Here is a 13580-nt window from a genome sequence, read left to right as displayed (position 1 = left end):
GTTAGGGAAATTGCTATACGCGAATTTTAGCTATGCGCCAGATATGGTCGGCATATTCCTGCACCGTTCTGTCCGATGAGAAATACCCCATGTTGGCAATATTATGCATCGTCTTTGTCGTCCACTCGCGAGGAGTTCGATACAACTCATCCACCGCATCCTGGCAGTCCACATAGCTGCGGTAATCCGCCAACACCTGGTAGTTGTCACCAAAGTTGATCAATGAATCCAGCACGTCTCTGTAACGTCCAGGCTCCTGCGGGCTGAACATACCTGTACCGATTTGCGTCAGCGCCTGGTGCAGTTCTTCATCATTTTCAAAGATCCGTCGCGGGTCATAGCCATCACATCGTAAGGCTTCAACCTGATTAGCCGTGTTACCAAAGATGAAGATGTTATCTTCCCCAACATATTCGCGCATTTCAATATTCGCACCGTCGAGCGTGCCAATGGTCAACGCGCCATTCATACCAAATTTCATATTGCTGGTCCCGGAGGCTTCCGTCCCGGCCAGGGAAATTTGTTCTGACAGATCGGCAGCCGGAATAATTAGCTGAGCAAGACTAACGCTGTAATCCGGAATAAAGACCACCTTCAGTTTGCCGCCTGTTTGCGGGTCATTATTGACTAGCTGCGCCACATCGTTAATTAAGCGAATAATTTGCTTCGCCATGTAGTAAGACGAGGCGGCTTTTCCGGCAAAAATATTGACACGTGGAACCCAATTGGCATCCGGCGCGGCTTTAATCCGGTTATAGCGCGTGATCACGTGAAGCACATTCATAAGCTGCCGCTTGTATTCGTGAATACGTTTCACCTGCACATCAAACAGCGCATTTGGATCCACCACCACGCCGTAATGGCTGGCAATATGTTGCGCCAGTCGCTGCTTATTTTCATGCTTCGCCCGGCGTACCGCCTCATTCACCGTCGGATAGTCTATATACTGCTTCAACTCGCCTAATTGCATTAATTGGGTCCGCCAGCTTTCACCAATATTATCATCCAGTACATTGGCTAGCGCAGGGTTTGCCAGCGCCAACCAACGCCGCGCCGTAACACCGTTGGTTACGTTGGTGAAACGCAAAGGAAAGATACGCGCAAAGTCAGCAAACAGGGAGTCGGTCATCAGCTTTGAATGCAACGCCGACACGCCATTTACCTTATGACTGACAACCACCGCCAGCCAGGCCATGCGCACCACGCGCCCATTAGATTCATCAATCAGCGATACGCGCTGCAACAGTTCGCTGTCATCGCGATAGCGCTCCTGTAACGTCTTCAGGAAGCGATCGTTTATCTCAAAAATAATCTGCAAATGACGCGGCAAAATTCGACTTAACATTTCTACCGGCCAGGTTTCCAGCGCCTCACTCATCAATGTATGGTTGGTATAAGAAAAAATCTGACAGGTCACGTCAAACGCGTTATCCCAACTAAACTGGTGATGATCAATCAGCAAACGCATCAGCTCAGGGATCGCCAGCACTGGATGCGTATCATTGAGGTGAATCGCGATTTTATCGCACAGATTATCGTATGTGCGGTGCAACTGATAATGACGGCTCAGGATGTCCTGAATCGTAGCCGATGCCAGGAAATAGGCCTGGCGTAAACGCAGCTCACGTCCTGCATCGGTCGAATCATCCGGGTACAGTACTCGCGAGATCCGATCAAAGTGGTATTTGTTTTCCACTTCCGTAGCAAAGTCTTCCTGCTGATTTAGTTTGCCCGCATTAACCTCACTATTTACCTGAACGTTCCACAACCGTAATGTGTTGGTGGTATCCGTCGCATAGCCGGGAATAATTTGGTCATGGGCCACCGCCAGAATATCTTCAGTTTCAAGCCAGCGGGTTTTATTCCCTTCTTGTTGCAGTCGCCCGCCAAAACGCACTTTATAATGTGTATTATGACGTTTGAATTCCCACGGATTACCGTATTCTAACCAATAGTCCAGCGACTCTTTTTGTACGCCGTTGACGATATTTTGTTTAAACATACCGTAGTTATAGCGAATGCCGTATCCACATCCCGGCAGGCCAAGCGTTGCCAGAGAATCAAGGAAACAAGCCGCCAGACGACCAAGACCGCCATTCCCAAGTCCGGGATCGTTTTCTTCGTCAATCAACTCTTCCAGTTCAAGTCCCATTGCCTCCAGCGCGCTTCTGATTTCATCGTAAATACCTAACGACAGCAGCGCATTCGACAGCGTGCGGCCAATTAAAAACTCCATCGACAGATAATAAACCTGGCGCGCATCCTGAGAGAATTGAGCCCGATTAGAACGGTGCCAACGCTCGACCATTCGATCGCGAACCGCATATAACGTCGCATTAAGCCACTCCCGCTTCGTCGCGATGGCGGGATCTTTGCCAACAGTAAATAAGAGTTTATTAGCAATATCGTCTCTCAGTTTATCAACATCAGAGTCCGTCGCGAGCGGTAGTGGCGAAATATACATATTAACGTTACCTTTCAAATTTTGCAGGATGGGTAATAGACAGGTGAATTATTTAAACTCTGGGTTTGCGAGCGTCAGTTTTTTGCCGAATAATTTCATGACTGGCGATAAACGTTAATTCTGTCATTAATACACGCCAACTTAAGCCTGTAGCCAGTGAGATATAATATAAACTCACACCATTAGCATAAAGAGTTTTCGCCATTTCAAGTTTCGACTGCAAAACAATATCTTTCAAATTTAACCTCATTAATAACGCTCGACGAGATAAAATTTACGATAATTAATTTCTACAGCCAAGAAGTGGCACTTAAAGCCGGAATTAGACTCGCTAAACACCTTCCGCTAACCGATCCACTATTTATGGGTATTGGTCCTTATTCTCCCGGTCTTATGCTGATCAGATATAGATGTACCGTGAAGGCATCTGTATAATCGCCCGATTACGAGCAATGTACAGTATAAGAAAATGGCAAAAATTGGTTTTATATCACTAGGTTGTCCGAAAAACCTCGTCGATTCCGAGCGCATCCTGACCGAACTTCGTACCGAAGGCTATGATGTTGTGCCAAGCTACGACGACGCGGATATGGTTATCGTTAACACCTGCGGTTTTATCGACAGCGCGGTTCAGGAGTCCCTGGAAGCAATCGGCGAAGCGCTGAACGAAAACGGCAAGGTGATCGTCACCGGCTGTCTGGGCGCGAAAGTCGATCAGATCCGTGAAGTTCACCCAAAGGTACTGGAAATCACCGGGCCGCACAGCTACGAACAGGTTCTGGAGCACGTTCACCACTATGTGCCAAAACCTAAGCACAACCCGTTTCAGAGTCTGGTTCCTGAGCAGGGGGTCAAGCTGACTCCGCGCCATTATGCCTATCTGAAAATTTCTGAAGGCTGCAACCACCGCTGCACGTTCTGCATTATTCCGTCGATGCGTGGCGATCTGGTGAGCCGCCCGATTGGCGACGTCCTCAGCGAAGCCAAACGTCTGGTGGATGCAGGCGTAAAAGAGATCCTGGTCATTTCTCAGGATACCTCCGCCTACGGCGTGGATGTGAAGCATCGCACCGGTTTCCATAACGGCGAGCCGGTCAAAACCAGCATGGTTGATCTGTGCGAGCAGTTATCAAAACTGGGGATCTGGACGCGTTTGCATTACGTCTATCCCTACCCGCACGTTGATGACGTGATCCCACTGATGGCGGAAGGCAAAATCCTGCCGTATCTGGACATCCCGCTGCAGCATGCCAGCCCGCGTATTCTTAAACTGATGAAACGCCCAGGTTCCGTGGACAGACAGCTGGCGCGCATCAAGCAGTGGCGTGAAATCTGCCCTGAACTGACGCTGCGCTCCACCTTCATTGTCGGTTTCCCGGGTGAAACGGAAGAAGACTTCCAGATGCTGCTCGACTTCCTGAAGGAAGCACGTCTGGATCGCGTGGGCTGCTTTAAATACAGCCCGGTAGAAGGCGCTGGCGCCAATGATCTTCCGGACCAAATCCCGGAAGAGGTGAAAGAAGAACGCTGGAACCGCTTTATGCAGTTGCAACAGCAGATCTCTGCTGAACGCTTGCAGGAGAAAGTGGGCCGCGAAATTCTGGTTATCGTTGATGAAGTTGACGAAGAAGGCGCGATTGGTCGCAGTATGGCTGACGCCCCGGAAATCGACGGCGCGGTATACCTGAATGGCGAAACTAAGGTGAAACCTGGCGATATCATCCGCGTGAAAGTCGAAAACGCAGATGAATACGATCTGTGGGGCACCCGCGTTTAAATAAGCGTAAGCCAACTGCAGACCGGATTAGGCGTTTCGCCGCATCCGGCAAGGCCTGATAACGATGCCAATGCGTCTTATCAGGCCTGTGATTTACCCTTTAATTTTCGGGTCCAGCGCGTCGCGCAGACCATCTCCCAGCAGGTTAAACGCCAGCACCGTCAGGAATATCGCCACTGCGGGGAAAATCGCCACGTGCGGCGCGATCACCATATCAGCGCGTGCTTCATTGAGCATGGCCCCCCACTCCGGGGTCGGCGGCTGCGCACCCAAGCCCAGAAATGACAAGCTCGCGGCAGAGATAATCGACGTGCCAATTCGCATGGTAAAAAAGACCACTATCGATGAAACCGTACCCGGCAGGATATGGTTAAAAATGATGGTCGCATCGCTGGCGCCAATACTGCGCGCAGACTCAATAAAGGTCTGCTGCTTCAGCACCAGCGTATTTCCGCGCACCAGGCGTGCGAAGGCAGGAATGGAGAAAACGGCCACGGCAATGATCACGTTCGCAATGCCGCTGCCCAACACGGCGACGACGGCTATCGCCAGCAAAATCCCCGGAAAGGCGAACAGCACGTCGCAGATACGCATAATCAGTCTGTCCCACCAGCCTTCATAGTATCCTGCCAGCAGACCCAACACCGTGCCAATCGCCGCACCAATAAACACGGCAAAGACCCCTGCCGCCAGCGAGATTTGCGCGCCAACCAGCACGCGGCTAAAGATATCCCGTCCCAGTGAGTCAACCCCAAACCAGTGCAGCATCGACGGTCCGTCATTCAGACGGTCATAATCGAAGTAGTTCTCGGCATCAAATGGCGTCAGCCAGCGCGCAAAAATCGCCACCGCTATCAGCAACAGGACAAACAGCCCCGCAAACATCGCCATGCGCTGACGGCGGAAACGACGCCAGAATTCATGCCACGGCGTGCGGATTTGCTCAGGCTTAACAAGGGGCATCGCATTTAAAATCGCCTGTCGGCGCCAGTTAAAAAATCGCATCCTTACTTGTACCTGATAGCCGGATTAATGGCGGCGTAGAGCACATCCACCACTAAGTTAATAAGAATAAACTCCAGAGAAAACAACAGCACCTCGGCCTGAATCACCGGGTAGTCGCGCATTTCAACTGAGTCCACCAACAGCCGCCCAAGCCCTGGCCAGTTGAATACCTTCTCAACCACAATAGATCCGCCGAGCAAAAAGCCAAACTGTAGCCCCATCATGGTGACCACCGGGATCATCGCATTACGCAGACCATGTTTTAACACCACCCAGGTTTCACTCACTCCTTTAGCCCGCGCGGTCCGCATATAATCTTCACTGAGCACATCGACAAACGACGCGCGGGTAAACCGGGCCAGCACCGCAGCCACCGCCGCGCCCAGCGTAATAGACGGGAGGATATAGTGCAGCCAGGTGTCAGCACCAACGGTGGGTAACCAACCGAGCTCAACGGAGAATATCTGCATGAGCAGCATGCCAAGCGCAAATGCCGGGAACGAGATCCCGGTGACCGCCAGCGTCATACTCAATCTGTCCGGCCAGCGATTGCGCCATACCGCGGCAATAATCCCTGCCGTCATGCCAAATAACACCGCCCACGCCATACTGGCAATAGTCAGCCATAGCGATGGCATAAAACGACTGGCTATCTCTTCTGAAACCGGGCGACGAGAAACCATCGAGGTCCCAAAATCGCCTTGCAATACATTGGTCATGTAATGCCAGAACTGAACATGCAGCGGCTGGTCCAGACCCAGTTGCTTGCGCACCAGTTCAATCACCTCGGCGTCAGCTTCCGGTCCGGCAATCAGCCGGGCCGGATCGCCGGGTAGCAGGTGAACAAATAAAAACACCAGCACCGCAACAATCAACAGAGTTGGAATCAACCCCAGCAGGCGCTTGAAAACATAGTTAAGCATCACACTCCCTTCGTCGGCCCCTGGGCTGCGGGGCCGAATGAATAGCTTATTTTAAATCCGCATCATCAAAGCTAAATCCGGTATCCGGCATAATCCAGAACCCGGTCAACCTGGTGCTGTGCGCCGAAATCAGTTTTTCCACTACCAGCGGGATCCACGGCGACTCTTTCCAGATAGTATCCTGCGCATCCTTGTACAGCTTCGCTTTCTGCGCAGGATCGTTGGTTTGCAACGCTGCCGCTAAATCACTGTCCACCTGCTTGTTGCTGTAGAACGCCGTATTAAACAGAGTCGGCGGCCAGTTTTGTGATGCAAACAGCGGTGACAACGCCCAGTCAGCTTCACCCGTAGAGGCAGACCAGCCGGTGTAGAACATCCGTACTCCGCTCTCTTTTTGCGCTTTTCCTTCAACTTCCGCGGCGCGTTGTCCGGCATCCATCGCTGTTACCTGAGCCTTAATACCCACCTGCGCCAGCTGCTGCTGGGTAAATTGCAGCACTTTCTGCGCCGTACTGTGGTTATGCGAAGACCATAACGTGGTGGTAAAACCGTTCGGATAACCTGCTTCTTTCAGCAGTTCGCGCGCTTTCGCCGGGTCGTATGGCCATGGCGTATAGCTTTGCGCATAGGCTATCGACGGGGGGAGAACGCCGGTTGCCGGCGTCGCGTAACCGGCAAAAGCCACTTTCACCAGCGCCTGGCGGTTGATGGCATAATTCAGCGCTTCACGCACCTTCGGGTTGTCGAATGGTTTTTGCGTGACGTTCATGCTGATATAACGCTGCATGATAGACGGACTAGCCACCAGTTCCAGGTTTTTGTTCTTCGCCAGTAACGCCGCCTGCTCGTAAGGGATCGGGAAAGCAAACTGCGCTTCCCCGGTCTGCAGCATGGCCGCACGCGTGTTGTTGTCGGTCACTGGACGCCATGTAATCGTATCCAGCTTTGGCAGCCCTTGCTGCCAGTAGCCCACGAACTTCTTAACCTTCACAAAATCCGTCTGATTCCAGGTATCAAGCTGGTACGGCCCGGTCCCCACTGGGTGGAAACCTATCTCCTTACCGTATTTCTCCAGCGCGGCGGGAGAAATCATCGCCGTTGCCGGATGCGCCAGAATATTGATAAAGGCAGAGAACGGCTGTTTCAGCGTAATCTTCACCGTCGACGGATCGACGACTTCGGTTTTATCGATATTCTTATACAGATTGTAACGTTTCAGATGGTTTTCCGGATTACTGGCCCGGTCGAGGTTAGCTTTAACCGCATCGGCGTTGAAGTCAGTGCCATCCTGAAACTTCACGCCCTGACGCAGCTTAAGGGTGTAAGTCAGGCCATCATCAGAAACCGTATAGCTCTCCGCCAGCACGTTTTTCAGCTTCATCTCTTTATCAAGGCCAAACAGCCCCTGATAAAACGACTTCGCTACCGCCTGCGACAGCGTGTCGTTCGCGTCGTAGGGGTCGAGCGTGGTGAAATTAGATCCTACCGCCACCACCACATCCTTGGCGGCCCAGCCAGGTGTTGCGGCCAGCGCAGAGGCCACACCCACAGCAACCAGCCATTTTCGAGCAACAATTTTTGTCATGTTATTCTCCTTAAACCCTGCCTGCCTGTTATAAACGCGAAAGCGCATTTTCTGGTTGCCCACGCGCGACATAATGCCCCGGGCCAACTAACTGTAGTGAAACGGGGGGAATCTCTTCGCCGCGTTTGCGGATATTACTGGGGATATCATCCGACAACAGCACGCGCTGGGGCCGGTGATGCGATGGATCGGCAACCGGGACCGCCGCCATCAGTTTGCGGGTGTATGGGTGCTGCGGATTTTCAAACACCGCGCGCCGGGAGCCGATCTCGACAATCTGCCCAAGGTACATTACCGCCACACGGTGACTGATCCGCTCCACCACCGCCATATCGTGGGAAATAAACAGGTATGCGATCCCCAGTTCACGCTGCAGGTCGAGCAACAGGTTGATAATTTGCCCGCGAATCGAGACATCCAGCGCCGAAACGGATTCATCGGCAATGATCACCTTGGGATTGAGCGCCAGCGCCCGGGCAATGCAGATACGCTGACGCTGACCACCGGAAAACTCGTGCGGATAGCGCCAGGCATGCTCAGGGAGCAATCCTACGCGCTTCAGCAGCCAGGCAACTCGTTTTGCCGCCGCATCCCCTTGCAGTAATCCATGCACGCGCAACGGCTCTAAAATGGAATATCCTACGGTCTGACGCGGATCGAGCGAAGCATAGGGGTCCTGGAAGATAAACTGAATATCCCGACGCAGCGGCTGTAGCTTACTGGCGGCCAGGGTATCGATACGCTGGCCATTGAAGATGATTTCTCCACGCTGAGACTCTACCAGACGCAGTAGCGCCCGCCCGGTGGTGGATTTCCCGCAACCCGACTCCCCCACCAGCGAGAGCGTTTCTCCGGGCCACAGGTCAAAGCTGACGTTTTCAACCGCATGCACCTCGCGAGTCACCCGATTAAGAATGCCGCTGCGCAAAGGAAAACGCGTTACCAGATTACGTACCTGCAGAATAGGCTCGCCTTCAACCACGGTGTCCTGCTCGGTCTGCGGTTCTACATGACTGGGATCGTGTAATGATATAAGTGGGAAACGGCGCGGATACTCTTGTCCACACATCGCGCCAAGCTGCGGCACAGCGGCCAACAGCGCTTTGGTATAGGGGTGCTGGGGAGCATGAAAAATCTGCTCAACGCTGCCGGTTTCTACTGCCTCACCCTGATACATCACCAGCACGCGATCGGCAATATCCGCCACGACGCCCATATCGTGGGTAATAAAAATCACGCCCATCGACATATCCTGCTGCAACACTTTTATCAGTTGCAGGATCTGCGCCTGGATAGTGACATCCAGCGCGGTGGTCGGCTCATCGGCAATTAAAACCGCAGGGCGACAAGACAGCGCCATGGCGATCATCACCCGCTGACGCATGCCGCCGGAAAGCTGGTGCGGATAACGCGATAAAATCGCCTTCGCCTCAGGGATACGGACCTGATCGAGCATCCGTTTAGCTTCCACCATCGCCTCTTCGTGACTGGCCCCCTGATGCAAACGGATTGACTCGGCAATCTGCTCACCCACGGTGAATACCGGATTGAGCGATGTCATCGGCTCCTGGAAGATCATGGCGATATCCGCGCCGCGTACGTGACGCATCTGCGACGCGCTCTGCTCACCCAGCTCAATAACCTGTCGGTTACGGCGTCGTAGCAGCATTTCATCGCAACTCACCTCGCCGCCTGCCTGTTCAATCAGACGCATCAGCGACAAGGCTGTTACCGATTTTCCTGAACCGGATTCGCCCACGATCGCCAGCGTTTCGCCACGCTTCAGGCGAAATGACAGATTGCGCACCGCACTGACGCGCTGCTGCTCCTGTTCAAAGGCAATATTCAGATTGTTGACTGCCAGCACGTCGCTGGCGTCAAGCTCATCACTGTGTGGCAACGGTATCTCCTTTTTCCCGATAAATACCGGTGGTTGGCGTATCGCCTGCGTATCCCCAGGCGCGATACATGCCTTCGCTGTTAAATGGCAGGGCGACGTTGCCCTCGTGGTCGATGGCAATTAAACCGCCGCTGCCGCCGAGCGCCGGTAATTTTTCCATTACTACGCGTTCACACGCCTCCGATAAACTCAGGCCGCCGTAGTCCATCAACGCCGCAATATCATAGGCCGCCAGCGCACGAATAAAGACTTCCCCGGTTCCGGTGCAGGAGACAGCCACACTTGCATTATTGGCATAACAGCCTGCGCCGACCAGTGGACTGTCCCCCACCCGACCGGGTAATTTGTTGGTCATTCCGCCGGTCGATGTTGCCGCCGCCAGATTGCCATACATATCCAGCGCGACCGCCCCCACGGTACCCATTTTGGTGTTTTCATCCAGTGGGCTCGCGCTATGATCCAGTAGCGTTTCACCTGCCGCTTGCGCCGCCAGCAGTTGAGCATAGCGTTCTGGCGTCGAGAAAATATCCGCCGATACGTGCTCCATACCGTGCGCAATGGCAAATTTTTCAGCCCCTTCACCGATCATCATGACGTGCGGGCTGTGTTCCATCACCAGGCGCGCCGCGAGAATCGGATTTCTCAGATGACTGACCCCGGCGACGGCTCCCGCATTCAGCGTATTGCCGTCCATCACGCAGGCGTCCAGTTCATGGGTTTCATCACGGGTATATACCGCGCCAATTCCGGCATTAAACAACGGACACTCTTCCAGCAAGCGCACGGCTTCGGTCACTACATCCAGTGCGTTACGACCGTCCTCAAGCATCCGCTGGCCGGTTTCAACAATATCCGACAGCGCCTGTATATAACGCAACTCTTGCTCCTGGCTCAGCTGCGAACGGGTGATAGCCCCTGCGCCGCCGTGAATTGCAATGACTGCTTTACCCATTTTTTTCGTCCATCAGGTGGCAGATACCGGGGTTATAAATATCAGAATTTCTGTGACTTATTGATTCGATTTTTGAATATAGAAAGATGCAGACGTCATGTAAAGGTAAAGGCCAGCACCTAAGACTGAGGTGGCATACTGTCCGCGTCCATTTTCTGACATAATGAGCGGATTCGATTTTGCCCCGCAGGAGTCTTCTCATGGAATTTACCGCCGGACTGATGCCGCTTGAAACGGCTCTCTCTCAGATGCTGTCGCGTATTACCCCGCTTACCGCTGTTGAAACGCTGCCGCTGGTTCAATGCTTTGGCCGCATTCTGGCCACCGATGTCGTCTCCCCGATTGATGTGCCGGGATTCGATAACTCGGCAATGGATGGCTATGCGGTGCGATTAGCCGATTTACAGTCTGACCAGCCTCTGGCTGTGGCAGGCAAAGCTTTTGCCGGTCAGCCTTTCCATGGCGAGTGGCCTGCGGGAACCTGCATCCGCATTATGACTGGCGCCCCGGTGCCTGTCGGTTGTGACGCGGTGGTGATGCAGGAGCAAACGGAACAAACCGACGACGGTGTGCGTTTTACCGCCGAGGTCCGCAGCGGACAAAATATTCGTTTGCGCGGCGAAGATATTGCCAATGGCGCGGTGGTGTTTCCCTCCGGGACGCGCCTGACCACCGCCGAGCTTCCCGTGCTGGCTTCGCTCGGTATTGCCGAAGTCCCCGTTGTGCGTAAAGTCCGCGTGGCGCTGTTCTCTACAGGCGATGAGCTGCAGTTGCCGGGTCAACCGCTGGGCGACGGACAGATTTATGACACCAACCGTCTGACCGTTCACCTGATGCTGCAGCAGTTGGGCTGCGAAGTGATCAACCTGGGGATCATTCGCGACGATCCCAACGCGCTACGCGCCGCGTTTATCGAAGCCGACAGCCAGGCCGATGTCGTCATCAGTTCCGGCGGCGTTTCCGTAGGCGAAGCGGATTACACCAAAACCATTCTGGAAGAGCTGGGAGAAATTGCCTTCTGGAAGTTGGCCATCAAACCGGGCAAACCGTTCGCCTTTGGCAAACTGAGCAACAGTTGGTTTTGCGGCCTGCCGGGTAACCCGGTGTCTGCAGCCCTCACCTTTTATCAACTGGTACAACCGCTGCTGGCAAAACTCAGCGGCAACACCGCCTGCGGGCTGCCTGCGCGCCAGCGCGTACGTACCGCATCACGCCTGAAGAAAACGCCTGGCCGTCTGGATTTTCAGCGCGGTGTGTTGCAGCGCACCGCAGAAGGCGAACTGGAAGTCACCACCACCGGACATCAGGGCTCGCATATTTTTAGCTCCTTTAGCCTCGGCAACTGTTTTATCGTGCTGGAGCGCGATCGCGGTAACGTCGAAGCCGGAGAATGGGTTGAGGTCGAGCCGTTTAACGCACTGTTTGGAGGCCTGTAATGGCGGAACTCAGCGACCAGGAGATGATGCGCTATAACCGGCAAATCATTCTGCGCGGCTTCGATTTTGAAGGCCAGGAAGCGCTCAAGGAGGCGCGGGTACTGGTCGTTGGTCTGGGGGGGCTGGGATGTGCAGCAACCCAGTACCTTGCGGGCGCTGGCGTCGGGCATTTAACCCTGCTCGACTTTGACACGGTCTCCGTGTCGAACCTCCAGCGCCAGACACTGCACAGCGATGCGACCGTTGGACAGCCAAAGGTGCTCTCCGCCCGCGACGCACTGACGCGGATTAATCCATACATCGCCATTACGCCGGTGAATGCGCTGCTGGAAGATAGCGAGATTCACGCGCTTATTGCCGGGCACGATTTGGTGCTGGACTGTACGGATAACGTCAGCATCCGCAATCAACTGAATGCCGGATGCTTTGCCGCCAGGGTTCCGCTGGTTTCTGGTGCGGCAATTCGCATGGAAGGACAAATTACCGTATTTACGTATCAGGAAGGGGAGCCCTGCTACCGCTGCCTGAGCCGTCTGTTCGGTGAAAATGCCCTGACCTGCGTCGAGGCCGGAGTGATGGCCCCGCTGATCGGCGTGATCGGCTCATTACAAGCGATGGAGGCCATTAAGCTGCTGGCAAACTACGGTAAACCGGCGTCGGGAAAAATCGTCATATACGACGCCATGACCTGCCAGTTTCGCGAAATGAAGCTGATGCGTAACCCGGGGTGTGAGGTTTGTAGTCGGTAATAAAGTCGGGTGGCGCTAACGCTTACCCGACCTACAACGGCTCGAACGTAGGCCAGGTAAGCGTTAGCGCCACCCGGCAACAGCATCAGATCGATGTACGACCGAATGCACTCTGCCAGTCGTGCTCGAACTTCGCTACGGCGGCATCAACGGCCGGAGAGCTAATCATCTGCTGAGCGACATCCAGCGGCAGCGTGATGGACTCGCAACCCGCCAGCAGGCAATCCAGCGCCTGACGCGGTGTTTTGAAACTGGCTGCCAGGACTTTGGCGTGTGGGGCATGCATTTTCAATAAGGCCTGCAGATCGTTCACCGTCTGAATGCCGTCTCCCCCCTGCGCATCCACGCGGTTAACGTAGGGCGCCACGTATTCCGCCCCCGCCAGCGCAGCGAATAGCCCTTGAGCGGCGCCGTATACGGCGGTACCCAGCGTCGGGATGCCCTCTTCTTTCAGCAATTTAATGGCCGTCAGACCTTCTGCCGTCACCGGCACTTTAACTACGATATCCGCGATGATTGCCCGCAGTTTACGCGCATCGCTGACCATACCTTCGGCGGTGGTCGCCATTACCTGAGCAAACAGTCGTCCTTGCCCTCCCATCGCCTCCTGCAGTTGCGGCAGTAACACCTCCAGCGTCTGCTTACCTGCCGCCACAATGCTTGGGTTAGTGGTCACCCCTGCCAACGGAAAAACACGCGCCAGCGCTTTTACCGCGGCAACGTCAGACGTATCTAAATAGAGTTCCATAACCTTTCCTCAAACGAATAATTGCATGGATAAAAGGTAGC

Annotated in this window: 11 protein-coding genes; 3 read left to right on the top strand and 8 right to left on the bottom strand. The window is 54.1% G+C overall.

Going from position 1 to position 13580, the window contains the following annotated elements; translation table 11 throughout:
- Positions 1–13: 13 nt before the first annotated feature.
- Together glgP and LA337_07195 are read right to left on the bottom strand one after the other, a co-directional pair.
- Positions 14–2464 (bottom strand): glycogen phosphorylase, encoded by a 2451-nt coding sequence (gene glgP, locus LA337_07200; protein UBI17473.1) that lies wholly within the window; start codon positions 2462–2464, stop codon positions 14–16.
- A 52-nt stretch (positions 2465–2516) separates the two neighbouring features.
- Complete coding sequence (locus tag LA337_07195; protein ID UBI17472.1) at positions 2517–2702, bottom strand: glycine cleavage system protein T; 186 nt, start codon at positions 2700–2702, stop codon at positions 2517–2519.
- A 231-nt stretch (positions 2703–2933) separates the two neighbouring features.
- Between LA337_07195 and rimO the strand changes: the two genes are divergently transcribed.
- Positions 2934–4241 carry a 30S ribosomal protein S12 methylthiotransferase RimO gene (gene rimO, locus LA337_07190; protein UBI17471.1) on the top strand — a complete coding sequence of 436 codons (1308 nt, stop codon included), beginning with the start codon at positions 2934–2936 and terminating at the stop codon, positions 4239–4241.
- 93 nt (positions 4242–4334) lie between these two features.
- On the opposite strand, the gene gsiD is transcribed toward rimO, so the two are convergent.
- The 5 genes from gsiD to iaaA are packed head-to-tail and all read right to left on the bottom strand — an operon-like array spanning position 4335 to position 10606.
- A complete protein-coding gene (gene gsiD, locus LA337_07185) occupies positions 4335–5246 on the bottom strand; it encodes a glutathione ABC transporter permease GsiD (GenBank protein UBI17470.1) in 912 nt (303 codons plus the stop codon).
- Between the two features lie 2 nt (positions 5247–5248).
- Positions 5249–6169, bottom strand: coding sequence for a glutathione ABC transporter permease GsiC (gene gsiC, locus LA337_07180; GenBank protein ID UBI17469.1), 921 nt, complete (start codon positions 6167–6169; stop codon positions 5249–5251).
- A gap of 46 nt (positions 6170–6215) precedes the next feature.
- Positions 6216–7754: a glutathione ABC transporter substrate-binding protein GsiB gene (gsiB, locus tag LA337_07175; GenBank protein UBI17468.1), complete on the bottom strand. Its 1539-nt coding sequence runs from the start codon at positions 7752–7754 to the stop codon at positions 6216–6218.
- Between the two features lie 28 nt (positions 7755–7782).
- Positions 7783–9654, bottom strand: coding sequence for a glutathione ABC transporter ATP-binding protein GsiA (gsiA, locus tag LA337_07170; protein ID UBI17467.1), 1872 nt, complete (start codon positions 9652–9654; stop codon positions 7783–7785).
- Positions 9641–10606, bottom strand: a complete 966-nt coding sequence (gene iaaA, locus LA337_07165) for a beta-aspartyl-peptidase (protein ID UBI17466.1) — start codon at positions 10604–10606, stop codon at positions 9641–9643. The genes gsiA and iaaA overlap by 14 nt, the downstream gene beginning before the upstream one ends.
- A gap of 200 nt (positions 10607–10806) precedes the next feature.
- Between iaaA and moeA the strand changes: the two genes are divergently transcribed.
- Both moeA and moeB read left to right on the top strand, forming a co-directional pair.
- Entirely contained in the window at positions 10807–12042 is a 1236-nt protein-coding gene (moeA, locus tag LA337_07160) for a molybdopterin molybdotransferase MoeA (protein UBI17465.1), read from the top strand.
- Positions 12042–12791 (top strand): molybdopterin-synthase adenylyltransferase MoeB, encoded by a 750-nt coding sequence (gene moeB / locus LA337_07155; protein ID UBI17464.1) that lies wholly within the window; start codon positions 12042–12044, stop codon positions 12789–12791. The genes moeA and moeB overlap by 1 nt, the downstream gene beginning before the upstream one ends.
- An 85-nt stretch (positions 12792–12876) precedes the next feature.
- Here moeB and fsa read toward each other — a convergent pair whose 3' ends face one another.
- Complete coding sequence (fsa, locus tag LA337_07150; GenBank protein ID UBI17463.1) at positions 12877–13539, bottom strand: fructose-6-phosphate aldolase; 663 nt, start codon at positions 13537–13539, stop codon at positions 12877–12879.
- Between the last annotated feature and the right edge of the window lie 41 nt (positions 13540–13580).

This window comes from Citrobacter europaeus, from assembly GCA_020099315.1.
Classification (GTDB): domain Bacteria; phylum Pseudomonadota; class Gammaproteobacteria; order Enterobacterales; family Enterobacteriaceae; genus Citrobacter; species Citrobacter europaeus.
This window is presented reverse-complemented; position numbering and strand designations above follow the sequence as displayed.